Below are 25,314 nucleotides of genomic sequence, written 5' to 3'. Positions count from 1 at the left end.
CCAGGGTCAACGATGCAACACATACTGGCCGCTGAAGCGGACGGCGTCTTCTTCGCCGTCTGTATTGATGACCCGGGTTTGCAGTGTCAGGCGCGCGCGGCTATGGCGTGTGTACATGCTCAAAAACTTGTTCCATGCCGCCTCGTCCGGCGCATCGCACAGCACAATCGCGTCCTGCGTGACCGGCAGCGGGTAGCTGATATGGCCCTCCTGAATCACGATGTGCCCGTCTTCAATGCCTGCTTCACGTAGCCTCAAATGCAACCAGCCCCAGCCCGCCAATACCGCGCCGCAGTACAGGCTGCCGCCAAACATGGTGCTCTTGTGGTTGATGTTGGCACTCAGCGGCAACTGCAGGCGCAGCTGCCGGTCATGCCAGCCGAGGACTTTGAGGCCCATTTCGCGGGTCAGCGGGATGTCGTGGTGGAGGATGGATTCCAGGTAACGACTGTCGCGGTTCATGCAGGCCTCTTTGGTCAAATCACTCAAGTTCATCGGGGTTGGCGTGGCTGCCGCTTTCAAAGTGCAGGCCGTACTTGCGCAGCTTGTCGTGCAAGGTTTTGCGCGGCACGCCCAACGCTTCGGCCAGGCTGCGCATGGAGCTGTGGGAGCGTTCGAGTTCGGCCATGATCAGGCTTTTCTCGAAATGCTCGACCTGCTCGCTCAATTTGCCTGAACCTTCAAGGCTAGACGATGGCGGGGCATCGGCAGACTCATTGTCCAGCGCCAGCTCAAGCCCCAATGCAAAACGCTCGGCGACGTTTTGCAGTTCGCGTACGTTGCCCGGCCAGGCGTGTCGCAGCAGCAAGCTGCGTTGTGCAGGTTGCAACACGTTGTGGGTCAGGCCGTGGCGGGCACTGGCTTCGTCTGCAAAGTACTTGAAGAGCATCAGTACATCGTCGCCACGCTCGCGCAACGGGGCGATGCGCAATGGGGCAACGTTGAGCCGGTAATACAAGTCGGCGCGGAAGCGGCCCTGATCGGCGGCCTGACGCAGGTCTTCCTTGGTGGCAGCAATCACGCGGATGTCCAGCGGGATCAACTGGTTCCCCCCCAGGCGTTCGACGACGCGCTCTTGCAGCAGACGCAGTAACTTGACCTGCACGTCCAGGCTCATGCTTTCGATTTCGTCGAGGAACAGCGTGCCGCCATTGGCAAATTCGAACTTGCCGATCCGGCGCTTTTGCGCGCCCGTGAAGGCGCCCGGCTCGTGGCCGAACAACTCGCTTTCTACGACGGATTCGGCCAGCGCCCCAGCGTTGATTGCCACAAACGGGCCGTCGCGGCGGCTCGACAAGTCGTGCAACGCCCGGGCGACCACTTCTTTGCCGGAGCCGGTCTCACCCAGAATCAGCACGTCGGCCTTGGTGGCAGCCAGTGCGCCGATTTGCTCGCGCAGGCGCAACATCGGGGGCGAGAGGCCGACCAGTCGCGTACTCAGTTGCTGGCGGTCACTCAGGGCCATGCGCAGGCTGCGGTTGTCCAGCACCAGCGCGCGTAAGGCCAGGGCGCGGCGCACACCCTCCAGCAAAGCGTCGCTGGCAAAGGGTTTTTCCAGAAAGTCGTAGGCCCCGGAGCGCATGGCTTGTACCGCGAGGGGCACGTCGCCATGGCCGGTAATCAGCAACACCGGCAGTTCGGGGTCCTGGGCGTGAAGTTCGGCCAGCAGTTCAAGTCCGTCCATGCCGGGCATGCGGATGTCACTGACCACCACACCCGGCCAGTTGCGCTCGATGCGCCCGGCAAGGCCGGTGGCTTCGGCCAGCGGCAGGACGTTCAGGCCTGCGAGGTCGAGGGTTTGATACAGCGCTTGACGCAGGTGCGGGTCGTCATCGATCAGGATGACCTGGACCTTCTCGTCGATGGGTTGGCTCATGACCTGGAATCCTCTGAAGCTTGCAGGCTGACGCCCGGCGCGCCTGCGCGCAGTCGTAGGGTGATTAAGGCGCCGCCTTCCTTATGGTTGGCAAACAGCAATTCGCCGCCAAAGGCTCGAATCAGGGTGTCGCAAATGGCAAGGCCCAGGCCTAGCCCCTGGGTTCGGGTTTTGGTTGTGTAAAACGGCTCGCCAGCGCGGCCAAGCGCCTCCATGCAGAAACCCGGCCCGTTGTCGCGGATGCACACGGTGACGCCCTCCGGGGTGGATTCGGCACTCAACCACAACCGCCTCGGCGGACCTTTTTCGGTCAGCGCGTCGAGGGCATTGGCCAACAGGTTGCCCAGCACTTGGCGCAGGCGTGTTTCTCCGGCTTCAACCCAGAGCGTGGCGGCAGGCAAGTCGCGAATCAACTCGACTTCCATGCTGCGCCGACGTTTGGCCAGTAAGGCCAGCGCGTCATCCAGCGCAGGTTGCAAGGCGACGCTTTCCGGGGCATGGCGATCGCGCCGCGCAAAGGCCCGCAGGTGAGCAATGATCGACGCCATGCGCCCGGTCAGCTCGTTAATCAGCTTGAGATTGCCGCGTGCGTCGTCGATGCGTTGGTGGTCCAGCAAGACCTCGGCATTTTCGGCGTAGCTGCGGATGGCGGCCAGCGGCTGATTCAACTCGTGGCTGATGCTCGCTGACATGGTGCCTAGCGCAGACAGCTTGCCGGCCTGCACCAGATCGTCCTGCGCACGTACCAGTTCTTGTTGCGCATGTTCGCGCTCCAGCACTTCTTCGCGCAGGCGCCGGTTCAGCCCTTCAAGGTCGCTGGTGCGCTCTGCCACGCGCATTTCCAGTTCGCGGCGGGCCTTGGCTTCAAAGGCGATGCGCTCCATGTAGTGACGACGACGCTGCATCATCAAACCAATTAGCAACATCACCACCAGCAGCGTGGCGCCACCGATGGCCAGCACAGTGCGTACCGGGCGGTCGATCAAGGTGCGCGGGGCGAGGATGTTGACGCTCCAGCCGGTTTCGTCGATGCCCTGGGTTTGTACCAACCAATTGCTGAGGTTCAGGTTCAGCGGCTTCGGGTCGCGGGTCGGGTAGGGCAGGATGGCAAAGATCGACTGCTGCTCTTGCGGTGTCAGTTCGCGGGTGGCCCTGAAGCGCCACTCCGGGCGCGAGGTCAGAATGACCACGCCATTGGGGTCGGTGACCATCAGCTGTTCCGGCGTTTGCCCCCACAGGCGCTCGGTGTGGTCGAGGTCAACCTTGACCACCAGCACGCCGATTTTCTTGTCACCCTCGACGACGGGCGCGGCAAAGAAATAACCGCGTTTGCCGGAGGTGGTGCCCAGCCCGAAGAAGCGCCCCAGTTTGCCGTCCATCGCTTCACTGAAGTAAGGGCGAAAGGCGAAGTTGCGGCCGATAAAGCTGTCTTGCTTGTCCCAGTTAGAGGCGGCCAGTGTATCGCCGTGGGCATCCATCAGGTACATGACCTCGGCCCCTGTCTGGGTGCTGATTTCATTGAGTAACTGGTTGGCGTGGCTGAGAATTTGCGGGTTTTCCGGGTCTGCCAGCAGGGCGCGCAGGGTAGGCAGTTCACCAAGGATTTGCGGCAGCACTTCATAGCGATGCAGCGTGCCCAGCAGGTTGGCGACGTAGAGATCGAGGGTCTGGCGATTTTGCCCGGCCAGTTCACTGCGGTAATAACGCTCGGCCAGATGCTGCAACGGCCACAACAACGGCGCCAGACACAAGGCCAGTAATGCGAGGCTGCGCCAGCGAGGTCTGCGAGGCACGGGAGGGGTTTTGATCATGTTGAAACTACGCCGCAAGAGTACGGCGCAGTATACCTGCGGTTTTTAGCTATCCGCGTCCGATGTTTAGCCTTGCTCGGCCATGCACTCGCGCAGCGCCGTGTGCCAGTCGGGCTGCGTAACGCCCCAGTCAGCCGCCAGCCGACTGCAATCAAGTCGTGAATTAAGCGGACGTTTGGCAGGCGTTGGATAGGCGCTTGAAGGGATGGCTTCGAGCACGGCGCATGGCTTGTCCAGCGCCAGCAACTGTTCACCGATGGCCTGGGCAAAGCCGAACCATGAGGTTTGGCCATGGGCCGTGAGGTGGTAAACGCCCCAAGTGCCAGGGTTGCCTGCTTGCCAGCGCTCAATCAAGGCCCGCGTGCTGTTGGCAATGGTGCCCGCCCACGTAGGCGCGCCGATCTGGTCCGCTACGATGCGCAGTTCCGGTTTTTCTTGCAGCATGCGCTGCATGGTCAGCAGGAAGTTTTTACCGTGCGAGGAGTAGACCCAACTGGTGCGCAGTGTCAGGTGCTGACACCCTGTCGCGGCAATGGCTTTTTCACCCAGCAACTTGCTGTGGCCATAGACGCTCAACGGGTTGGTTGGGTCGTCTTCGGTATAGGGCGATTCTTTACTGCCATCAAACACGTAATCGGTGGAGTAATGAATCAGCGGGATGCCCAGTGCCTTGGCTTCCTCAGCGAAAATACCGGGCGCTGTGGCGTTGATCGCATTCGCGGCGTCGACGTCGCTTTCGGCCTGGTCCACGGCCGTGTAGGCGGCTGCGTTGATGATCAGATCAGGCGCATGTGCCCGCACCTGCGCACGGATTTGCTCAGGCTGACTCAGGTCCAGTTGATCGCGACCCAGCACGATCAACTCGCCCAAATCGGCCAGACGTTTTTGCAGCTCCATGGCCACTTGGCCGGTTTTACCGCTGATGAGAATTTTCAATTCAGGCGAGCCCATGGTCATGCAATCAGGTCTTTGGGTTCTGTAGAGCCTAGACGCTCGCCCTGATAGCTACCGTCCTGAACGCGTTGGCACCATTCAAGGTTGTCCAGGTACCACTGCACAGTTTTGCGCAAACCGGTTTCGAAGGTTTCTTCCGGCACCCAGCCTAGCTCGCGCTCGATTTTGCTGGCGTCAATGGCGTAGCGCTGGTCGTGGCCCGGACGGTCCTTGACGAAGGTGATGAGGTCTGCGAAGTGTGCCACCCCAGCCGGGTGCTGAGGTGCCAGCTCTTCAAGCAGGGTGCAGATGCCACGCACCACGTCGATGTTCTTCTGCTCGTTATGGCCGCCGATGTTGTAGGTCTCGCCCACCACGCCTTCGGTCACGACTTTCAACAGGGCGCGGGCATGGTCTTCCACATACAACCAGTCACGTACTTGCAGGCCATTGCCGTAGACCGGCAGCGGTTTGCCCGCCAGTGCATTGAGGATCACCAGCGGGATCAGTTTTTCCGGGAAATGGAATGGCCCGTAGTTGTTCGAGCAGTTGGTCAGCAACACCGGCAAGCCGTAGGTGCGGTTCCAGGCGCGGACCAAGTGGTCCGAAGCGGCCTTGCTGGCCGAGTACGGCGAGCTTGGCGCATACGGAGTGGTTTCAGTGAACAGGTCATCCACGCCATGCAGGTCGCCATACACTTCGTCAGTGGAAATGTGGTGGAAACGGAACGCACTTTTCGCCGGTTCTTCAAGCGTGAGCCAATAAGCGCGCGTGGCTTCCAGCAGGCTGTAGGTGCCAACGATGTTGGTCTGGATGAAGTCCGACGGGCCGTCGATGGAACGGTCAACGTGGGATTCGGCCGCCAGGTGCATGATCGCCTCCGGCTGGAAGCGCTCAATTACAGCGCTGACGGTGGCCTGGTCGACGATATCGGCCTGCACGAACTCGTAGCGGGTGTTGGTGGCAATGCTGTGCAGCGATTCGAGGTTGCCGGCGTAGGTCAGTTTGTCGAGGTTGAGGACCTCGTGCCCGGTGTTCTGGATCAGGTGACGGATCAGAGCTGAACCAATAAAACCGGCGCCGCCGGTAACTAAAATGCGCATGTGGATATCCCTTATTCCCTGACGGTGTACAAACAATTGGCGCATAGCTTGTGGGGATGCGCGGAGCGGTGCAAGTGCTACTGAGCAGGTGAGGGAATGAATGAGGCAAAGGGTTAAGGCATTTATCCTGAATTTATCGATATATATCGACCTAAAAACCAATTTAAACGTACCGATCCTCTGAAAACGTTTTAAAAGTAGATATTTGTCGGCTATAAGAGGGCTGCGTGTTGACGTCCGCCCCACCGGACGTCCACTGTTCTGTGATGGCGGGCCGTGCGCTGGCTCAACCCAACCTCGACGGATTTTTGGAGCCCTGATTTCAATGACCACTCTTTTGCACAGTTCGCCCCGCGCAGACGGTTTTTACATGCCGGCCGAATGGGCGCCGCACACCCAAACCTGGATGATCTGGCCCGAGCGCCCGGACAACTGGCGTTTGGGTGGCAAGCCCGCTCAGGCCGCGCACGCCGCTGTGGCCAAGGCCATTGCGCGCTTTGAGCCGGTGACGGTCTGTGTGTCGGCCGGTCAGTACGAAAATGCCCGTGCCCGCTTGGATGTGCCGAATATTCGTGTGGTCGAGATGTCCAGCGATGACGCCTGGGTGCGTGATAGCGGCCCGACCTTCGTCATTAACGACAGCGGCGAAGTGCGCGGCGTGAACTGGGATTTCAACGCATGGGGCGGTTTTGAAGGCGGTCTGTATGCGCCGTGGAACCGCGACCAGCAGGTGGGCAGCAAGGTGCTGGAAATCGAGCGGTGCCCGCGTTATTACACCGAGCGTTTCGTGCTCGAGGGCGGCTCGATTCATGTCGATGGCGAAGGCACGCTGATTACCACGGCCGAGTGCCTGCTCAATCGCAACCGCAACCCGCATTTGTCACGCGAAGAAATCGAAGACGTGCTGCGCGCCAATTTGGCAGTGAGCAAAATCATCTGGCTGCCGGACGGTCTGTTCAACGACGAAACCGACGGCCATGTGGATAACTTCTGCTGTTACGTGCGCCCCGGTGAAGTGTTGCTGGCCTGGACCGACGACGAGCGCGATCCGAACTATGTGCGCTGCCACGCGGCGATGAATGTGCTGTTGACCAGCACCGACGCTAAAGGCCGCCCATTCGTGGTGCATAAAATGCCGATTCCGGGGCCACTGTATGCCACCCAGGAAGAGTGCGATGGCGTCGACAAAGTGGTGGGCAGCCAGGACCGCCACCCGTCGCAGCGACTGGCCGGTTCTTATGTGAACTTTTTGATCGTCAACGGCGGCATCATTGCGCCAAGCTTCGATGACCCGATGGACGCCCAGGCCAAGGCCATCCTGCAAGACCTCTTCCCGCAACACGAAGTGGTGATGGTGCCGGGTCGCGAGTTGTTGTTGGGTGGCGGCAATATTCACTGCCTGACGCAACAACAGCCAGCGCCCCACAAGGCCTGACCCAGACGCCTTGTAGCTTTGTTGAATGAATAAAAAGCCCGCCGTTTGTAATAACGGCGGGTTTTTTGTTTCAGGTCAAAAAATGAGTCCGTAATTACGCGTATAAATTCTGTAAAAGAGTTTGTTAAAAATCTTGAAAGGGAGCCATGCCGGGCATGTCGCGCTACTCGCGGCGATGTTCTGTCACACACCTTGAGTACATTTGCCGCTCAAGTACCTGGAGAGCGCTGTCATGAACGTATTTTGCGAGCGAGGTTCGCGACCACAACCTGTGAGTCACGAGTCGCTTGTCGTTCTGGCCAATTGGTTTAAACGCAAAGGACCCTGCAACCAGCCAGGCCAGTCTACCTATCAACTTCTTCGCGAACGCTACCCGGCCGGGTTGTTCAGCGAGGCAGAACTGGAGGCCCTGTCGGGTGTGTTGATGAGTTGAAACGTTGACTGTCGCCGCTGGCGAGGCACGAGACCGCGAAGGCGGTGCCCCAGGCAACCCCGCGTTACTCGCCACGGTTACAGGTTCAACGTTTAGAAGCTGTATTTGCCAGTCACCACCAAGCTGCGGGGTTCGCCGGGCATGATTTGCGAACCGCTGGTGGCGGACGCGTAATAGTCGCGGTCAGTGAGGTTGGTCAACGCGCCGCTGACCTCCCACTCTTTTTCCCGATATCCCGCCAATGCATCCCAACGGCCATAACCCGGTAGCACTACAGTGTTCTGGTTATCGGCATAGCGCTGCCCCACCAGCGTCAGACCTGTTTCAGCGTACCAGCCCATTTCCGGTTTCCAGGTCAGGAACAGACTGCCGTTGCGCTTGGCCACACCATTGATGCGCTTGCCTTCAAAGCCGTTGTTGTCCTTGACCACGGTGGCGTCCTGCACGCCGACACCCCCGCGCATGTACCAGTTGCCGCCCAATTTGCCGCTGGCCGTCAGCTCGATGCCCCGCGAACGCTGCAAGCCTGACAGCAACGTGATTTCCGGGTTTTCCGGGTCTTTGGTGCGGCGGTTGTAAAGCGCCAGTTCGTAGACCGCCAGCGTGGTACTCAGCCGCTCGTTCAGCCAGTCACTTTTCACGCCGATTTCTTTTTGCTTGGTCAGCTCGGGGCTCAGGTCGTTGGTGTTGCCCGATGCTCCCGGCGTGATGCCGATCAAACCGCCGCCCACCGGGGAGAAGGTTTTAGTCCACGAGGCATAGAACGTGTGGTTTTCCAGCGGCGTCCAGACCACCCCAAGGCGCGGGCTGGTGCCGTGACTGTTACGGGTTTGCGAAATGCTTTTCAGGTTGCTGGTGGTGTCGACTTCAAACCGGTCATGGCGCAAACCGGCCAGTACCTGCCATTGGTCGTTGAGGCGGACCTGGTCCTGTACATACAGGCCCTGACTTTCGACTTCAGTGTGGTTGTCACTGGACAGCGCCATCGGGCCTGTCGGGCGAAGGCGGCGATCCGGGTTGTACAGGTCCACGCCGGGCACGCCCTTGGCACTGTAAAGCTTGGGGTCACGGCGCTGACTGCCCAGCTCCAGACCGGTCAGGAGGCGGTGTTCCAACCCGAACGTATCAAACACACCTTCCAATTCGAGGTTGTTGAAGACGTTGCGGGTGGTCATGTCTTGCTGCCAGCTCTGGCGGCTCACCTTGCGGGTCTTGGCGTCGTAGCCGGTCAGGTAGGTGTTCTCGAACTGGCTGTCGAGCGTGAAAATGCCCAGGGTGTGGCGCAGTTGCCAGTTCCCGTTCAATTCATAGGTGAGCCGTGAACGCAGGTTTTGGGTCTTGTCGTCGATGAAGTCGTTCTGCCCGCCATACGAAGTACCCCGGCTGACATCGGCAGGCCGTCCGTCAACACTCGGGATCCCGCGATCCGGGGTGCGGTTGTAGCGACTGTATTCGTACTGCACCAACCAATTGAGGTCCGGGGTGATTTGCCAGCTCATCGACGGCGCAAACAGTTGGCGGTTGCCGCTGACATGATCGCGGAAGCTGTTTTTGTCTTCGTTGCCCATGTTCAAGCGCAGGCTGAGGGTGTCGCTCGGGTCGGCGCTGAGGTCGGCGTACAGGCTGCGAAAATCGTCTGTGCCTCCTTGCGCCTGAATGCTGGACGGGCGCCCGTATTGAGGCATTTTGCTGATGCGGTTGACGATCCCGCCCTGACTGCCGCGGCCATACAGCACGGCGGCCGGACCTTTGAGCACTTCGATGCGTTCAATGTTGTGCAAGTCGCGCACGTACTGGCTGTCGTCGCGAATGCCATCGAGGTAAAAGTCGTTACTGGCGTCAAAGCCGCGAATGCGCAAGCTGTCGAAGCGGGTGTCCGCCGTGCTGCTGACGTTGGGAATGCCGCTCAAGGCCTGGCCCAGCGTGTTGATGCCGTAATCCATCAGGTTGCTGGTTTTGACCGAATCAATGGCTTGCGGCACATACCGCGGGGGTGTTGAGGTACGGGTCGCGGTCGTGACCTCTTTGACCCGCGGGTCATCGAGGTCGGTTTCGGTGGCATTGACCGAGGTTTCGGGAAGGGTGGTGGCAGCGCTACTGAATCCGACGTACAGGCATGCACACAGCCCCAATTTAAAGGGCGTAAAGCGGCAGAGGGAACGCATGGTTGAGAAACTTCCGTGAAGGTTAAAGCGAGTATTATTTTTTAGGTCGCGGATGATAATGGTTCTTGTTGGTATCTGTTTATCATTACCAGTTGCTTCAGCGGAAAGTTTGTGTCTGAATGTTGCTGTATCGATTAACCCGTAGTAAACACTGGATCTGAACGATTCACGAAATACACTAAGCACCCTTTCAGCGTTTTTTCAGGGCACGTCTCGGCGCTAGGCTTGCCACCTGATGTTTACCTCGCTTGAGACTGTTCATGACCGCTGCTACGACCTTGCACTACATCTACGACCCCCTGTGCGGATGGTGCTACGGCGCCAAGCCATTGATTGACGCTGCCCGTGCCATTTTGCCGGTGGTCGCCCACAGCGGCGGAATGATGATCGACAGTCATCGGCGTCCGGTGTCCGCGCAGTTGCGTGACTATGTAATGCCCCATGACAAACGCATTGCCGAACACACCGGGCAGGTGTTTGGCGACGCCTACTTCGATGGCTTGTTGCGCGACACCAGCGCGGTCTTCGATTCGGCGCCGCCCACCACGGCTGTCTTGGCCGCCGAGCAATTGGCCGGGCGCGGTCTTGACCTGCTGGGGCGTTTGCAGATTGCTCACTATGTCGAAGGGCGCCGGATTGCAGATGAAGACGTGCTGATGGCCGTGGCGGCGCAAATGGGCCTGGATGTGCATGCGTTTCTCGCGGCGTATGACGCGTGCAACGGCGAGGTCACGCGCGCGCACTTCAAGGCCAGTCGCAGGTTACTGGCCGATGTGGGCGGCCAAGGGTTTCCGACATTGGTGCTTGAGCGTGAGAGGCTGTATCAGGTTGTGGATATAAGCCCTTGGCTGGGCAACCCGCAGGCCTTCGCCCAATGGCTGCGACAACTGGCCGCTACTGGTGCCCATAAGCCTTCCAACTCGGCGCCAGCCTGCGGTCTGGATGGGTGTGCGGAGTAATACCGGGCGTGGTGGCAATGGATCGCCTGACATTCAAAGGCGATGGAAGTTTCATCAAATTGACACCCGGATGTAACGGCGGATAGGATTCCTGCCAACGCCTGTGGCTATAAGCCATACACCAACTCTTCGAAAGGCCAGCATTGTGTCTTTGTGCCGGCCTTTTTTGTTTATGTGAAGCAACCACCACTCAATGTTTCAGCTTGAAACCCACAGCGCGCCTTTATCCAGCAATAAGGAAAATAATATGTTGAACAAACGGATAGGTCTTCTCGCGTTGGGCGTACTCAGTGCTACCCAGGCCATGGCTAACGATCAAGCTGACGCAAAAGGTTTTGTAGAAGACAGCCATCTGAATGTGCTGGCGCGCAACGCCTACATTAGCCGCGACTACAAAAACGGCGTAGACCGCAAAGCCGAGTGGGGTCAAGGCTTCCTGGGCACCTTCACCTCCGGCTTCACCCAAGGCACCGTGGGTGTGGGTGTGGACGCTTTCGGCATTTACGCACTGCGTCTGGGCAGCGAGGGTAACCTCAGTGGCGCTGGCGGTATCGATTTCTTCAAGGTTGGCGATAGCGGCAAAGCGGCCAAAGACATTGCCAAGGCCGGCGCTGCGGTGAAGTTCCGCGTCTCCAACACCGTACTCAAGTACGGCGACCAGATGCCTGCCTTGCCGGTGCTGATGTACGACAACTCGCGTCTGATGCCAGAAAGCTTCACCGGTACGTTGTTGACCTCCAAAGAAATCGACGGCCTGGAACTCAACGTCGGTCGCTTCACCGCCGAGTCGCGTAAAAGCGCCGACGCCCGTGACAGCGGCGACCTGAAAAGCATCAACGTGTTCGGCGGTAGCTACAAGTTCACCGATAACTTCTCCGCCTCGTTGTACGCCTCCGACATGGAAGACGTGCTGCGCAAGCAATACCTGGGCATGACCTACGTGCTGCCGCTGCAAGACAAACAGTCGCTGACGTTTGACTTCAACGGCTACCGCACCCACGTCAACTCCGATTACGCGCGCGATGTGCTGGAAGTCGACGGTCAGGACAACAAAATCTGGAGCCTGGCGACCACCTACGCGTTCGGCGCTCACTCGTTGATCCTGGCGTACCAGCAAAGCACCGGCGAAATCGGCTACCCCTACGGCGGCTACCGCAACGCAGGCGGCGTGGGCGACGGCGGCAACACCATCTTGCTGGCCAACTCCTACTGGTCCGACTTCAACGCCAAAGACGAGCGTTCGTGGCAGTTGGGTTATGGCTTCGACTTCGGCGCTGTGGGCATTCCGGGTCTGACCTACAACATCGCTTACGTGCGCGGCAGCAACATCGACGACGGTTCCGACCGTGGCCGTGGCACCGAGCGCGAAATCTACAACCAGGCCAAGTACGTCGTGCAAAGCGGCCCGGTCAAAGACCTGAGCGTGCGTGTACGCGGCTCATGGTTGCGCGTGTCGAACAACGCCGACCAGTACAACAAAGAAGGTAACGAGCTGCGCATCTTCGTTGATTACCCGATCAACGTATTCTGATGCCGCCGGCCTGCGCTGCAGGCCGAACCGCTGAACGAAAAACGCCCCGAGCCGGATCACCGGTCGGGGCGTTTTGGTTTTCAGGGCTGACAGAGAATCGGTTGATCGCGCCACTGGCGCCAGGCCTGTTCCAGACCGCTGCCGTGGCTGGCACCGGGCACCACAACCGATTGCAGGCAGCGTGCAGCGCCCAGTGCGTGACGGTAGCGAACGAGTAGCCCGGGCGGCACGATTCGATCATCGCTGCCCACAAAATGCCGCTGGACGATCCGGGTCAAACGCTGGCGCCTGTCCAGTGGCTCAAGCGATCCGGTCAGCGGGCTGAGCTGTTGCAGCGCCACCCACTGACGCGGGCTGAGGTTCCCGGCCAGCGTCTGCACCTGCGCCACATCCTCGCGTTGGCTGGCCAGCAGCAACGCTAACGCAGCGCCGCCCGAATACCCCACCAACTCAAAGTCCTGATTGCCCAGCCGTGCCTTGATCTGATCCAGTGCCTGATCGAGGCTCGACAACACCTCAGGGCTGAAACGCCGATCCGTCCACATCAGCGGGGTGCATGCGCGGGCGCTGACAAACTGACACGGACGCGCCAGGTACACACTCGGCACGGGATCGCTGAATGCAAGGCGTGCCATCATCAAGTCGTGAGGGCTGGGGTCCAGGCTTGGCTGACGGGGCGTCGCCCACGCATGGCCGTCGCCTTCCAGGTACACGCGAATGCGCGACGAAACGGGCGCTGGCGAGGGCAGGGCCAGCATCAAGGGAAAATTCGGGGTGTGGATAACATCAAGCCGTTGCTGCTGGCGTGATGCCTGTTCCTGCAACGCCTGAAGTGGCGTCTGACAACCGCCGAGCAGGGCGCTAAACAACAACGCCATGCCCAACGGCCAGACACCCACCCGCGAGCGCGGGTTGGGGCCTGAAGGCTTCATCAGAAGTCGTAACGCACTTTGGCCGAGAAGGTATCGGCGTCGAAACCTGATTTGCCGACATAGTCGTAACTCAGGCCCAGCGTCACGGCACCCAGGCGGTAATCGGCGCCGACACCGGCTTCATAGCTGTTGCGCACGGCGTTGGCACCGCTGGTCACGAACGGCGTATTACCGAGGGTGAAGGTCGAGGTGCTGCTGGCTTCATCCGCGGCAAAATCGTGGAACGCCATCAACTTGGCTTGCGGCGTCAGTGTGCCCTGGCCCAGCGGGTAGCTGGCTGCTACGCGAAAGCCTGCGCCCAGCTCTGCCACTTCGTAGCGTTGATCCTTGACCTTCAATGCAGCCGACGAGCCTTTTTCGCGGTAGCCGTCGATATCTACCAGGCTGTAGCGCGCAGCGATGCGTGGCTCGATCAGCAGGTCGGGCGTGATGTGGTAGGTGTAACCGCCCACCAGGTTCACGCCGAACAGGTTGCTGTCGTAGTCGGCTTTGGCCTTGGTGTTACCGATGCTGCGCTGGCTGTCGTTGTCGTTCATGCCGTAGGTCAGCGCCGCGTCAACGAAGTAATTGCCTTGCTCAAAACCGCCGTACAGGGTGAATGCATGGCTGTCGACTTCGGTTTTGCTGCCCGCTTTGCCGTTCACATCGGTGTTCAAGTAGCTGTACGCCAGACCCAGCGTCAGCTGATCGTTGAGCTTGCCGTCTGCGCCGACCGCGATCCCGCGGCTGTACGCATTAAACCCGGCCACGCCATCGCGCATGTCCTGATTGGCATCGCTGTACAGGGTTTGCACCCATACGCCGGTCTCTTTGAGCGTGTCGCCAGACGACAGGCCGCGTCCGCCGCCGGTACGGTTGCCCGTCACGTTACTGATCAAGGTTTGGCTGGTGGTCGCCGCCTGGGTGGCGCCGCCGTTCACATCTGGCGCCAGTTGTTCTGCCAGTTTTTTCAGCGCTTCAGGGTTGTTGGAAGCGTTGACGTAGTGCTGAAACAGCGGGTCTTGCGGGCTGAGCTGTGCCAATTGGCGGGTGACTTCGGTGAACGCCGCGCCAGCCTGTTGTGCGTTATGCGAGCCGCCGATGTCAGCGATCACATTGCCGACTTCAGCCGCGCCTTTGGCAGTGACCTTGCTTACGATCTGATTGTTCTCAACCACGTAGCTGTCGACATTCAGCAGCGACGAGCTGCTGGTGACGCTCAGCCCGTTGTCTTGCAGCTCGTTGGCTTGCACCAATGTGTAAGTGGTGCCCTCTGTGCGGAAGTCGTTGCCTTTGGCGGCCAGCTGAATCTGCGAACCTTTGCCGAATTCGGCTGTGCCGCTGACGGCCAGCACAGGGCGGCGGGCATCGGTGGCAGCGCTCAGGTTCAGCCCCAGCGACGAATTACCGGCCACGTACAGGTTGCCATCCAGCGTGGTGTGGGGCAGGCCGAGGTCCAGGTGCGCGGGCGACGACGTGCTGCCGACATCCACCCAGCCATTATTTTTCATACGGATGTTGGCGCCGTCTGCCGTGGTGTCGGTGCCTGTGAACGCAGCGTTACCGGTCACTTCGATCATGCTCAGGTCGATCAGGTTACCGGTGGTCTTGCTGCCGTCGCCCAGTGTCAGGTAAACACGGCCGTCGCTTTCCGAGGCATCTACCGCTTCGTCTTGAGACAAGAGGGTGCCGTTGTTGACCACGTTCAGCGCGCCGCCCTGATTGACGCCATCGATATCAAAACCGCCGATTACAATGGCGGCATCTTGTGCCTGAATCACGCCGTTGTTGACGATGTGGGCTTGCTCGCTGGCGAAACTGACACCGTCGGCACGGATGCCTTCAGCATCTTCGCCGGTGGCGATGATAGTGCCGTTGTTCTCGATGCCGCGCACATCAGCGCGGTCATTGATGTTACTCACGCCGTTCCAGCGTTCGGAACTGGTCACATCGATGGCAGTGCTGCCTTCGCCGGTGACGTGAATCAGCCCGTTGTTGATAAGACGGCCATCCAGTTGCCCGCCTTCCATCTGAAAGGCTTTGGCGCCCGTGCCTTCGGCGATGATCTTGCCCGAGGCGGTGTTTTTGAAATCACCGTTGATATGCGTCGAGCCAGAAATATACGCAGCCCGTGAGACGTCACGGTCGTCCTCGCCCACATCCGGTTCGCCTTTAGCGCTCAACAACCCTTCGTTGATGACATCACCGCCCACCACGGCCGGATCAATCAACCACGCGGTTGCGCCATTGCCTTGGGAGCTGACACTGCCTTTATTGATCAGGTTGCCGCCGATCGTATTGTTGGCCCACATCACGTCACCGTTCGACGGGTTGGGGTTGTACCAACTGTCCATGTCGATGCCGCCACCCGAGCTATGGGTTGAGGTAATGGTGGCGTTGAAGACCAGGTCTTTGGCGAAGTCGGAACCCAGGATATGAAGCGCCTCGACGCCCTCTTGAGAGTGGTTCATCGACCCGGTGATTTCGACGTTTTCGCTGAACTGCTGGCGTTCAAGGGTCATGCCAGCATCGGTCAGTTGCAGCGTTTGCGCTTGAACAGGCACGGCACAGGCAGTGATGGCGAGGGCAAGCAGGCTTTTACGGAATAGAACAGAGGACACAAATTCTTCCTTAAACATCGGCTGATAATCCAGGCGCTTCCGTGCATGTGCTTTTTCAAAGCGAATGATGGCTAAGCGCCATGCACGCAAAAGCGCGGCGATATTAAAGGAGATGATGGCTAATTAACACTAGTGGATGATGTCGACCCTTCACTGCGTCACTGCAGGTGATGCAACCGATATCGTCATAGGAGGCCGGTGAATGGCACCTTCAAGTTACTTGCCAGGCCATACCAAGGGGTTTGGCCATGCTGACGATTTTTGGATGGGCATCAATGGCGCGTAGTCGGGTTTTAAGTTTTTGTTTCAGGTCGGCCAAGTCTACCCGTGGCTGGTGAGCAGTCGGTTGTTCAATGTGAACAATGACGTGAAGCCTCTGGCATTTCAGTACGGACATACTTAACTTTTGTTCTTCAACGGGTGTGTTGATATGCAGTCGGGCTGGCAGTAGCGCTGCCAACGTACATAAAACTTTGTTGACTATGGTTTCTGCCAACGCTGAAGGCTTGACTGCTTGAGGGTGGCGATAGTCTTTAACTTCCACCATAAAAGCGACTTGTTGGGGGGAAATCGCCAGAATATCGACGGCTTGCAGGTTATTGCGCAGTGTGAGGAAGTGGTGCCTGTAAAAGGACCACTCATCAAACTTGCTGGCTTGCCAGGTAGCAGGGAAGGTGAATATCAGTCCATCGACATCCAGTATCGGCATGTTCAATCCTCCAGAGCCAAGTAGCGATCGGACTGCTGAAGGCTCTCTTCTAGCGCGGTGATATCGCCAATGTCGTAAAGGCTAGCGCCTTGTTGTACGGAAATGCCATGTGCACCGGCATGCAGGCCAAAGAAGGACGTGTCGAGCTGTTTTTCAGCAAGCAGTATTTCTAGTTCCCGCAGCAGGAACAAACTGTGTGTGGCGATGAATACCTGAATACCGCTATTGCTGAGTTCGACAATCGTTCTGGCCACTTGCTTGATCAGGCTCGGGTTAAGGTTGGCTTCTGGTTCATCCCAAAACAAGTAACCCTGATCCAGTAGTGCACCTGTACTGATCAGGCGGGCTAACATTCCAAGTTTTCGCAAACCTTCAGCAACCAATGGCATTTCCATAAGACCGTTGGCGTTACGCAAGTAAAAACGTCCACTTTTATCCAGCTCAATACTTCCCTGCATGGCTGTTTCTAGCGGTGCAAGCAACTCGCGAATGCGCTTTTCCTTTGGTCCTTTACGCATGAGTCCGCCGAGCAAACGGCAGGTATCTCGCCACGTTTCCTCAAATTCAAGGTAGTGGTTTTCATACACTGCCAAGAAATTCGGGTAAATGGTGAGCAGTTCGCGAGTGGGTAGATAAGTCGGCGCTGTTTGCAGCCATTGGTCAGGGAGCAATTCTATGCCTACTTCAGTTTTACTATTGGTAGCAAAGCCGAACGCGAGGTCATGCTTGGAGTCAGTAAAGGAGAGTTTTACGTCGCAACGGCCGCGACCGGGTTTACGCCGAACAAGGCGCCCCAGCGTTTCAGGGCGAAACACGCCGATTAATTTGTCCGCGAGGCTTTTTTGCAAAATGGTCTTGGTTGGGGCTGAAGGTGCAAGGTGTGGCTTATTTCCTTCCTCCCAGCAGGTAGCGAGACCTGCGTAAGCCAGCTTCAACAGATGCGTTTTGCCTGCACCGTTTTCACCGATAATCACGTTGAGTTGTTTGCCGAAGCGTAAGTTCGCTTCTTCAAATACCGTGAACTCTTTGATGTCGAGCTGCTTAAGCATAATGTCCCCGAGATAGAAACTTGCGCTACATCACGTTGGAGCTCAGATATAAGCCGTGCTGACAAACATAGCCGTTGCCAATCAGGACTTAAACCCCAAAAACAAAAAAGGCCCACCTTGCGGTGAGCCTCTTTCGGTGTTTCGTATGGTGCCGGCACCAAGAGTCGAACTCGGGACCTACTGATTACAAGTCAGTTGCTCTACCAACTGAGCTATACCGGCGTTATGGGCGACGAGTATACCGGGATGTTTTGGCTTGTAAACCCCTGATATCAGACTATTTTCACGGTATCTGCTGCAACGCTGGCGCCATCGGGGTTGCGAGTGTTTTTAAAGCGCTCGCATGGCCCCAAAAGATCAGCAAATTTGGGCATTACGCGTTGGTAAATCCCAACTCAAATAACGTCCCGCTGTCGTCGCTGCTGACCCGGACTTCGCCGTCGTGCAAGCGCATGATCGAGCGCACGATCGCCAGCCCCAAACCACCCGAGTCCCCCGGTTCTGCTCGCGACGGGTCGATCCGGTAGAAACGGTCGAATAATTTGTTCAAGTGCTGCGGTTCGATGGTCGGCCCGGTGTTGTGTACGCCGATCCAGCAATAACCCGGTTCATCCCGTCGCAGCAAGCTGACGGTTGAACCCGGCTCGGCATGGCGCACGGCATTGGCCATCAGATTGCTCAAGGCCCGTTGTAGCAAGTGCAGATCCGCCGTCAGCATCCCGTGGAGCTGGTTGTCCAGGCGCAGTTGACGGTCCTCGGCCAGGGCATCGAAGTAATCGCACAGCTCTTCGCCCACGTCCCGCAGATTCAGCGGGTGAAGGTGCAACGGACGTTGCCCGTGTTCGGCGCGGGCGAGGAACATCAGGTTTTCGGCCATGCGGTTCAGGCGTTCGTACTCTTCGATGTTCGAGGCCAGCACTTCCTGATATTCCGCCGGGCTGCGCGACTGGTTCAGCGCCAGGCTGTTACTGCCCAGCAGGTTGTGCAGCGGGGTGCGGATCTCATGGGCCAGATCAGCCGAGAACTGGGACAGTCGCTCAAAGCTGTCTTCCAGTCGCGCCAGCATGGCATTGAGCGCCTGCACGGGTTCTTTGAGTTCGGTGGGTACGTTATCCACAGCCATGCGCTGGTCTAGGCTGCGCGGGTTGATGCCGCGCATGGCCTGCGCCAGTGTGTGCAACGGTTTCAGGCCTCGGCGCAACAGCATGCCGCCCAGAGCAAAGGCCAGCAACGTGCCCAGCCCGATGGCGACGTACAAGTTCAGGCGATAGCGGGCGAGGATGTGCTCGCGCTCTTCCAGGCGTTTACCCACCATCACGCTCAAGGTTTCGCCCGCAGGCCCTTGCGCCATGCCCGCCAACAGCACGGTGGCATCCAGGGTCTGGATGTCGGCCCGCTGTGGCGCACGGTCTTTGGCGATGGGCGGCAGCGTGGGCAGGGCTTGTTGATGCGGGTTGATGGCGATGACTTGCCCGCCATCCTGACGTTTTACCAGCAGCACGCTGTCCTGATTGCCCAGCATGTTCTGGTACAGGCGCGGGCGTGCTTGCAGGGCTTCGAGGCTGTCACTGTCGTGGAGCAAGGCGCGCATCTGCTCGAGTCGCCCGAGCAAGGCCTGATCGTCCCGTAGCGCCAGTTCCGACGCCAGCGAGCGATACAGAAACACCCCGATCACACTCAGCACCAGCGCACAGGTCAATGCAATCGCCAGCGCCAGTCGCCAGGCGATGGATTTACTCATCGGGCGCTTCCAGTTGATAACCGACGCCGCGCACGGTGTGGATAAGTTTTGGCATGTAGGGATCGTCGACCTTGGAGCGCAATCGGCGCACAGCGACTTCGACCATGTTGGTGTCGCTGTCGAAGTTGAGGTTCCAGACCTGCGAAGCGATCAGGGTCCGTGACAGCACTTCGCCCTGACGGCTGGCCAGTAAATGCAACAGCGCGAATTCTTTGTTGGTCAGGCTGATGCGCTGGCCGCCCCGGCTGACGCGACGGCGCAATACGTCGATTTCAAGGTCAGCGATGGTATAGGACTCGGCTTCACGCATCGGACCACGGCGCAACAGGGTGCGCACCCGTGCCAGCAGTTCAGCGAAGGCGAAGGGCTTGAGCAGATAGTCGTCGGCGCCCAGCTCAAGACCGCGCACGCGATCCTCGATGGCGTCTTTGGCCGTCAGGAACAACACCGGTGTGGCGCCACGCTGGCGGATCAATTGCAGCAACTGCCAGCCATTGAGCCCCGGCAACATCACATCAAGAATCACCAGGTCGTATTCCTGCTGCTCGATAAAGTAACGCCCGTCCAGCCCGTTCAACGCCACATCCACTGCAAAGCCAGATTCTTTCAGGCCCTTGGCCAGAAAATCCGCAGTCTTGGCTTCGTCTTCCACCACTAACAAACGCATCGCACACCTCGATCAATCGTCTGCACAGGCTAGGCGCCTTCGCGAGTGTTGCCTATTACAAACTTGTAATCCAACTGACGGGGTTCTGACGAACAGCGCCGGGTAAGGTGGTGTCATTCATTCAGGAGCAAGCCCAATGATGCTGAAAACCCTGCTGTCAGGCGCTGCCATGGTCGTCGCCCTCAACGCTCAGGCCGCCCCTGCATTGCCGCGGCATGCGGAGCTGGATCTGACCACGGCGCGGCAATTGGCCGATGCCACCCTCGCGCACTGCACCGGCGCTTTCAGCGTGCTGGACCGGGGTGGTAACGCACTGGTGACCATGCGACCTGAAAGTGTCGGGCCGCACAACTTATTGGCCAGCCAGCGCAAAGCCTACACCGCGCTGTCCACCAAAACCCCGACCCGGCTGTTTGCCGAGCGGGCACGCACCAACCCCGAAGCCTCTAACCTCAATTCCATCCCGGAGTTGCTGCTGTTGGGCGGCGGTGTCCCGCTGTTTGCCGGCAATGAACTGGTAGGAGCGTTGGGCGTGGCCGGTGCCGGTGGGGCCGAGCAGGACGAGGCATGTGCAATCAAAGCCGCTCACGCCGTTGGCCTGACGATTGAGCGTTAATTGTTATTAATTGGAGGATGACCGATGAAATCTTTACGTATGACGATGGCCGCTTTGAGCCTCAGCGCAGTGTCCAGCCTGGCACTGGCCGCAGGCAACCCTTTGAGCGTGCATGTGTTGAACCTCGAAAACGGCTTGCCGTCGCCGGGTGTCAACGTGACGCTGGAGCAGCACGTTGGTGAAAGCTGGAAGCCGCTGGCGCAAGGCGTGACCAACGAACAAGGGCGTATCAGCGAGCTGTTCCCGGCCAAAAAAGCCATGGAAACCGGCGAGTACCGCGTCGTGTTCAAGACCGGCGACTACTTCAAAAAAGCCGGACGTGACACCTTCTTCCCTGAGATTCCGGTGATTTTCGACGTGAAAAACGTCGATCAGCACTACCACATCCCGCTGCTGCTGAGCCCGTACGGCTTCTCGACTTACCGCGGCTCCTAGGCCTTGTAGCCCTAAAGGCAGGCCCCATGCTGGCGTCAGTTATCCACAGCGCTGCGCCAGCAGCATCAGGTTACGCGGGGTGAGGTGGCTGTCGCAGAATGCGCCCAGTTGCACGTCATAGCCGCGCTCACTCAAGAACAACGCCCGGTCCAGCACCAGCCACAACTCCAGCGGGCGCCTAAATAAGCCGCGCACCAATTCCAGGTTGCGTACCTGTGCCAGCCGCTGCCATCCCGCCTTTTCCAGTGCAGTCCAGTCTTCGACGCCGGTTGTGGATAAGTTTTTCAGCGCCGCCAACGCCTCGCAATACACAGAAAATGGCTTGCTCAGCCACGTGCTCGGCAATGACGGTGTGGATAAGTACTCGTCACATTGCCGCGCCTGACGCTGCCACAAATCAAACCCCAAACGCCGCGCCATCGACTCATCACGCTGGCGGCGTACGCGGCTGCCTGCGGTAACGGTCTCGCTCAGGGGCAGGCTCAAGTCTTCCCGGGACAGCAACAGGCTCGAAGCGCGGGCGGCTGTGGATAACGGTTGATAGCTGGGGGTGCTGATGCGGTTGTAACAGCAGGGTGAAAGCGCCAGTTGTCCACAGCCTGCGGCGCTCGCCAGTTGCAACAGTCGCACATGCAGGTCGCCACAGGCATGCAGCGCCACCGGGGTCATGTCGGCCGTCAACTGTGCGGCGGCCTCGGCCGTGAGCACGTCTTGTTGCACGTGGCGGGCATCGAGGTGGTGACGCTGGCTGAGCAAGTGCCCGGACTCAATCAGCGCCGGGTCGTATTCCAGGCACGTCAATTGCTGCCCTGAGCTGAGCAGACGGCGGCCCAAATGGCCTTTACCTGCGCACCAGTCCAGCCAATGAGTGGGGGCGTTTTGAAACGTCAGGCACTGGGCGAAGGCGTCGATTTGCTGCCATTTACGCCCTGGCACGTCGACCTGCAAACGCGGCAATGCTGGCCTGAACGCCTGCGTCGGCAAGGACGTGACGGCGCTCAAGGCGTGCGACATCGCAGCCAGCATCGGGAACGGCGCGGGGGCGGGCAACGCGTGAGGTTGGTTGTGGCTGTCTTCGGCGTCCTGTAACGAACGCTGGCGCAGCCACTGCGCCAGTTCGGGGTGTTGCGCTTCCCACGGCAGATTCAGTTGCGTGAATGGACGCGGGCGCCACAGGTGTTGATGTTGGCTGAGGAAGGTGTCCAGTGCGCGGAAGCGGGCGAGCAACGACTCACCCCGCAACACGTCCGGCTTAACGGCCCTGGCAGGCATCGACGCGCAACCAGCGCTCCAGCAGTTTGAAACCCTGAATCAGCACAAACGACATCACCAGATAGATCACACCGGCAATCAGGAACATGTCCACCGTCTGGTACGTGCGAGCAATGATGGTGCGGGTCATGCCGGTCAGTTCCAGCAGGGTCACGGTACTCGCCAGCGAACTGGCCTTGAGCATCAGGATCACTTCGTTGCTGTAGGCAGGCAGGCCGATGCGTGCGGCGCGGGGCAGGACAATGTGGATCAGGGTCTTGAAACGCGACATGCCCAACGCACGGGCAGCTTCGATTTCACCCGGCGGGATGGCCTGAATCGCGCCCCGCAGGATCTCGGCAATGTACGCCGCCGTGTGCAGGGTCATGGTGATGATCGCGCACCAGAACGGGCTGCGCAGGTATGGCCACAACACACTGTCGCGCACGGCTTCAAACTGCCCGAGGCCGTAATACACCAGAAACAGCTGGATCAGCAGCGGCGTGCCCCGGAAGAAAAAGATGTACGCGTAAGGCAGCGAGCGCACGTACCACAGCTTGGACGAACGGGCGATGCCCAGCGGGATGGCGACGATCAGCCCGGCGATGACCGACAGCGCGGTCAATTCGAGGGTCAGGGTCGCGCCCTGAATCAGCTTGGGCAGCCACTTGATGAAGAGTTCCCAGACCATTACGTTCTCCTCACAAAGCCGCGCGCTGCGCGTTTTTCAAGCACATGCATCGTACCCATGGCCAGAACCGTCAGGCCCAGGTACATCACGGCAGCCACCATGTAGAAGGTGAACGGGTGTTTGGCGAAGGTCACGGCGTTTTGGGCCTGACGCATGATTTCTTCCAGGCCAATCACCGACACCAGCGCAGTGTCTTTCATCAGGATCATGAACAGGTTGCCCAGTCCGGGCAGGGCGATACGCCACATTTGCGGCAAGACCAGCCGGGTGAAAATCCGTGGTTTGGTCAAACCCAGCGCCAGACCCGCCTCGCGGTGGCCTTTAGGGATGGCCAGAATGGCGCCGCGAAACACTTCAGTGGCATACGCGCCGAAGCACAGGCCCAACGCGATGACACCTGCCGCGAAGGCGCTGAGGGTCAGGTCGGGCATGCCGATGAACTCGCCCAGCGCGCGCACGGCATTCACGCTGCCGAAATAAATCAGCAGCACCCACAATAGTTCTGGCACGCCGCGTACCAGCGTCGAATATGTGCCGCCCAGCCAGCGAACAGGCTTGTATGGGGAGGTTTTGGCCAATGCGCCGAGCAAACCCAGCACCAGGCCCAGACACAGCGCCGTCAGTGCCAGTTTGACGGTCATCAGCGCGCCAGCGGCAAGCGCCGGGCCGAATCCGTATAAGTCGATAGTCATAAATAGGCAGGCTTTGCTAGGGACCGGCGCAGCCTTGCGGAGCGCCGGTCAGGCAGGTCATTCAATGCTGAATGGGAAATACTTGTCGTTGATCTTCTTGTAGGTGCCGTCTTCTTTGATTTCTTTGAGGGCAAGGTTCAACTTGGTGCGCAGGTCGGTTTCGCCTTTGCGCAGCGCAATGCCGACTTTGTCGTCTTCGTTGATCGGCTCGCCTTTGAACTCGTAGTCTTTGCCTGCCGGGTCATCTTTCAACCAGCCATAAATCGCGTACTTATCGGCCAGCAGCCCATCTACCCGGCCAGAGGACAGGTCGAGGTAAGCGTTTTCCTGTGTGTCATAGAGCGAGATGTCGCCGCCGATGTTGTCTTCCAGCCAGGTCGCGGCCTGGGTCGAACGCTGGGTACCGAGTTTTTTAGTTTTGAGCGAGTCGATGTCTGTTTTGAAGTCGACCCCTTTTTTGGCCACGAACTGCTGCTTGTTGGAGTAGTACGGGTCGGTGAAATCCACAGCGTTTTTGCGTTCGTCGGTGATCGACAGCGACGAAACGATGAAGTCGTACTTCTTGGCATTCAGGGAGGGGATGATGCCGTCCCAGTCCGAGGTCACCACCTCGCACTCGGCCTTCATTTTGGCGCACAGGGCCATGGCGATGTCGTAGTCGAAACCGACGACCTCGCCGCTGGCGTTCTTGTTATTGAACGGAGGGTAAGCCCCCTCAATGCCGACTTTGTACTTATCCACAGCCAAAGCGTTCGCACTGAACACCAGCGTGGCGGCAGCGGCCAGAAGAAACTTTTTATAGTTCTGCATGCGTGTTGCTCCGTTAGCGGTTGCTGGACATGAATTGTTTGCAGCGCGCTGAAACCGGGTTATCAAAAACCTGTTCAGGCGACCCTTGCTCTTCGATCAGACCCTGGTGCAAAAACACGACTTCGGTGGACACCTGACGGGCAAACCCCATCTCGTGGGTGACCAGCAGCATCGTGCGGCCTTCTTCAGCGAGTGCGCGGATCACACTTAGTACTTCCTGGACCATTTCCGGGTCAAGTGCCGATGTCGGTTCGTCGAACAGAATCACCTTGGGCTGCATGGCCAGCGTGCGCGCAATCGCGGCACGTTGTTGCTGGCCGCCGGACAGCTCGGAGGGGTAGGCGTGGCGTTTATCAGCGATGCCGACCTTGGCCAGCAACGCTTCTGCCACTTCAATGGCCTCGGCTTTGCTTTGCCCCAGTACCCGGCGTGGCGCCTCGATGATGTTGTCGAGGATGCTCATGTGCGGCCACAGGTTGAAGTTTTGAAACACAAAACCCAGTTCGCTGCGCATGCGGTTGATTTGCTTGCCATCGGCAGCAACCAGTTCGCCATTCTTGGCCTTTTTAAGCGTGAGCTCTTCACCGGCCACGATGATCTGGCCTTCGTGAGGGTTTTCCAACAGGTTGATACAGCGCAGCAGCGTGGACTTGCCGGAACCGGAAGAACCCAGGATCGAGATCACGTCGCCGTCGCGTGCGGTCAGCGAGATACCTTTGAGTACCTCAAGCTCGCCGTAGCGTTTGTGCAAATTGCGGATTTCAAGCGCGGGCGTGGCCAAAGCCATGTGCGGTCCTCATTGTGTTCGGGTGCGATCCTGCTGTTGGGCGGCCGTCCTGGCGATGGCCAAGCTAGCATAGGGCTATAAGCGCCAC

General features: G+C 59.0%; 23 protein-coding genes and 1 tRNA gene. 6 read left to right on the top strand and 18 right to left on the bottom strand.

Translation table 11 applies throughout. The annotated features are described in order from the left end of the window. Window positions 1-6: 6 nt before the first annotated feature. From HBN68_RS19720 to rfbB, 5 genes are all read right to left on the bottom strand, one after another. On the bottom strand, window positions 7-462 hold the full coding sequence (locus HBN68_RS19720; protein ID WP_169964593.1) for a thioesterase domain-containing protein: 456 nt from the start codon (window positions 460-462) through the stop codon (window positions 7-9). 19 nt (window positions 463-481) lie between these two features. Next, on the bottom strand, window positions 482-1,876 hold the full coding sequence (locus HBN68_RS19715; protein ID WP_169964591.1) for a sigma-54 dependent transcriptional regulator: 1,395 nt from the start codon (window positions 1,874-1,876) through the stop codon (window positions 482-484). Then, the gene (locus HBN68_RS19710; RefSeq protein WP_169964589.1) at window positions 1,873-3,687 is read right to left on the bottom strand and encodes a cache domain-containing protein; all 1,815 of its coding nucleotides are present in this window, start codon (window positions 3,685-3,687) and stop codon (window positions 1,873-1,875) included. Before HBN68_RS19710 ends, HBN68_RS19715 begins: the two co-directional genes overlap by 4 nt. Window positions 3,688-3,753: 66 nt before the next feature. Next, entirely contained in the window at window positions 3,754-4,638 is an 885-nt protein-coding gene (gene rfbD, locus HBN68_RS19705; protein WP_169964684.1) for a dTDP-4-dehydrorhamnose reductase, read from the bottom strand. Between the two features lie 2 nt (window positions 4,639-4,640). Beyond that, complete coding sequence (gene rfbB, locus HBN68_RS19700) at window positions 4,641-5,723, bottom strand: dTDP-glucose 4,6-dehydratase (protein ID WP_094993229.1); 1,083 nt, start codon at window positions 5,721-5,723, stop codon at window positions 4,641-4,643. Between the two features lie 325 nt (window positions 5,724-6,048). Between rfbB and aguA the strand changes: the two genes are divergently transcribed. Further along, the gene (aguA, locus tag HBN68_RS19695; protein WP_169964587.1) at window positions 6,049-7,158 is read left to right on the top strand and encodes an agmatine deiminase; all 1,110 of its coding nucleotides are present in this window, start codon (window positions 6,049-6,051) and stop codon (window positions 7,156-7,158) included. A 232-nt stretch (window positions 7,159-7,390) separates the two neighbouring features. Next, complete coding sequence (locus HBN68_RS19690; RefSeq protein ID WP_094993227.1) at window positions 7,391-7,591, top strand: hypothetical protein; 201 nt, start codon at window positions 7,391-7,393, stop codon at window positions 7,589-7,591. 92 nt (window positions 7,592-7,683) lie between these two features. Here HBN68_RS19690 and HBN68_RS19685 read toward each other — a convergent pair whose 3' ends face one another. Further along, window positions 7,684-9,756, bottom strand: a complete 2,073-nt coding sequence (locus HBN68_RS19685) for a TonB-dependent siderophore receptor (RefSeq protein WP_169964585.1) — start codon at window positions 9,754-9,756, stop codon at window positions 7,684-7,686. Between the two features lie 260 nt (window positions 9,757-10,016). Between HBN68_RS19685 and HBN68_RS19680 the strand changes: the two genes are divergently transcribed. Next, the gene (locus HBN68_RS19680; protein WP_094993225.1) at window positions 10,017-10,715 is read left to right on the top strand and encodes a DsbA family protein; all 699 of its coding nucleotides are present in this window, start codon (window positions 10,017-10,019) and stop codon (window positions 10,713-10,715) included. A 247-nt stretch (window positions 10,716-10,962) separates the two neighbouring features. After that, window positions 10,963-12,246, top strand: coding sequence for an OprD family porin (locus HBN68_RS19675; protein WP_094993224.1), 1,284 nt, complete (start codon window positions 10,963-10,965; stop codon window positions 12,244-12,246). An 80-nt stretch (window positions 12,247-12,326) separates the two neighbouring features. Here HBN68_RS19675 and HBN68_RS19670 read toward each other — a convergent pair whose 3' ends face one another. The 7 genes from HBN68_RS19670 to HBN68_RS19640 all read right to left on the bottom strand — a co-directional run bounded on the left by HBN68_RS19670 (window position 12,327) and on the right by HBN68_RS19640 (window position 19,944). After that, window positions 12,327-13,178: an alpha/beta hydrolase gene (locus HBN68_RS19670; protein WP_262373528.1), complete on the bottom strand. Its 852-nt coding sequence runs from the start codon at window positions 13,176-13,178 to the stop codon at window positions 12,327-12,329. Continuing rightward, window positions 13,178-15,778: an autotransporter domain-containing protein gene (locus tag HBN68_RS19665; protein ID WP_346010221.1), complete on the bottom strand. Its 2,601-nt coding sequence runs from the start codon at window positions 15,776-15,778 to the stop codon at window positions 13,178-13,180. Before HBN68_RS19665 ends, HBN68_RS19670 begins: the two co-directional genes overlap by 1 nt. Window positions 15,779-15,989: 211 nt before the next feature. Beyond that, window positions 15,990-16,487, bottom strand: coding sequence for a hypothetical protein (locus HBN68_RS19660; protein ID WP_169964583.1), 498 nt, complete (start codon window positions 16,485-16,487; stop codon window positions 15,990-15,992). Between the two features lie 2 nt (window positions 16,488-16,489). Then, window positions 16,490-17,536, bottom strand: coding sequence for an AAA family ATPase (locus tag HBN68_RS19655; protein ID WP_169964581.1), 1,047 nt, complete (start codon window positions 17,534-17,536; stop codon window positions 16,490-16,492). Window positions 17,537-17,682: 146 nt separating this feature from the next. Further along, window positions 17,683-17,758: transfer RNA gene (locus HBN68_RS19650), tRNA-Thr, on the bottom strand. A 151-nt stretch (window positions 17,759-17,909) separates the two neighbouring features. Continuing rightward, window positions 17,910-19,277, bottom strand: coding sequence for a heavy metal sensor histidine kinase (locus HBN68_RS19645; protein ID WP_169964579.1), 1,368 nt, complete (start codon window positions 19,275-19,277; stop codon window positions 17,910-17,912). Further along, entirely contained in the window at window positions 19,270-19,944 is a 675-nt protein-coding gene (locus HBN68_RS19640) for a heavy metal response regulator transcription factor (protein WP_094993222.1), read from the bottom strand. The genes HBN68_RS19645 and HBN68_RS19640 overlap by 8 nt, the downstream gene beginning before the upstream one ends. Before the next feature lie 136 nt (window positions 19,945-20,080). Here HBN68_RS19640 and HBN68_RS19635 point away from each other — a divergent pair, with 136 nt between their 5' ends. Further along, a complete protein-coding gene (locus tag HBN68_RS19635) occupies window positions 20,081-20,560 on the top strand; it encodes a heme-binding protein (protein ID WP_094993221.1) in 480 nt (159 codons plus the stop codon). A gap of 24 nt (window positions 20,561-20,584) precedes the next feature. Next, on the top strand, window positions 20,585-20,995 hold the full coding sequence (uraH, locus tag HBN68_RS19630; protein WP_094993220.1) for a hydroxyisourate hydrolase: 411 nt from the start codon (window positions 20,585-20,587) through the stop codon (window positions 20,993-20,995). A 39-nt stretch (window positions 20,996-21,034) separates the two neighbouring features. Here uraH and HBN68_RS19625 read toward each other — a convergent pair whose 3' ends face one another. Genes HBN68_RS19625 through HBN68_RS19605 form a run of 5 tightly spaced genes read right to left on the bottom strand, consistent with a single transcriptional unit; the run spans window position 21,035 to window position 25,226 of the window. Continuing rightward, a complete protein-coding gene (locus HBN68_RS19625; RefSeq protein WP_169964577.1) occupies window positions 21,035-22,267 on the bottom strand; it encodes a methyltransferase in 1,233 nt (410 codons plus the stop codon). After that, entirely contained in the window at window positions 22,248-22,937 is a 690-nt protein-coding gene (locus HBN68_RS19620) for an ABC transporter permease (protein ID WP_094993218.1), read from the bottom strand. Before HBN68_RS19620 ends, HBN68_RS19625 begins: the two co-directional genes overlap by 20 nt. Next, window positions 22,937-23,629, bottom strand: a complete 693-nt coding sequence (locus HBN68_RS19615; protein ID WP_094993217.1) for an ABC transporter permease — start codon at window positions 23,627-23,629, stop codon at window positions 22,937-22,939. The genes HBN68_RS19620 and HBN68_RS19615 overlap by 1 nt, the downstream gene beginning before the upstream one ends. 57 nt (window positions 23,630-23,686) lie before the next feature. Beyond that, window positions 23,687-24,439: a transporter substrate-binding domain-containing protein gene (locus tag HBN68_RS19610; RefSeq protein WP_169964575.1), complete on the bottom strand. Its 753-nt coding sequence runs from the start codon at window positions 24,437-24,439 to the stop codon at window positions 23,687-23,689. 13 nt (window positions 24,440-24,452) lie between these two features. Further along, entirely contained in the window at window positions 24,453-25,226 is a 774-nt protein-coding gene (locus HBN68_RS19605; protein ID WP_169964573.1) for an ABC transporter ATP-binding protein, read from the bottom strand. Window positions 25,227-25,314: the final 88 nt, after the last annotated feature.

The sequence above is a fragment of the Pseudomonas sp. WS 5078 genome (assembly GCF_012985745.1).
GTDB classification, from domain to species: Bacteria; Pseudomonadota; Gammaproteobacteria; order Pseudomonadales; family Pseudomonadaceae; genus Aquipseudomonas; species Aquipseudomonas lundensis_A.
The sequence above is the reverse complement of the archived record's forward strand: the minus strand, read 5'-3'. Positions and strand labels throughout refer to the sequence as shown.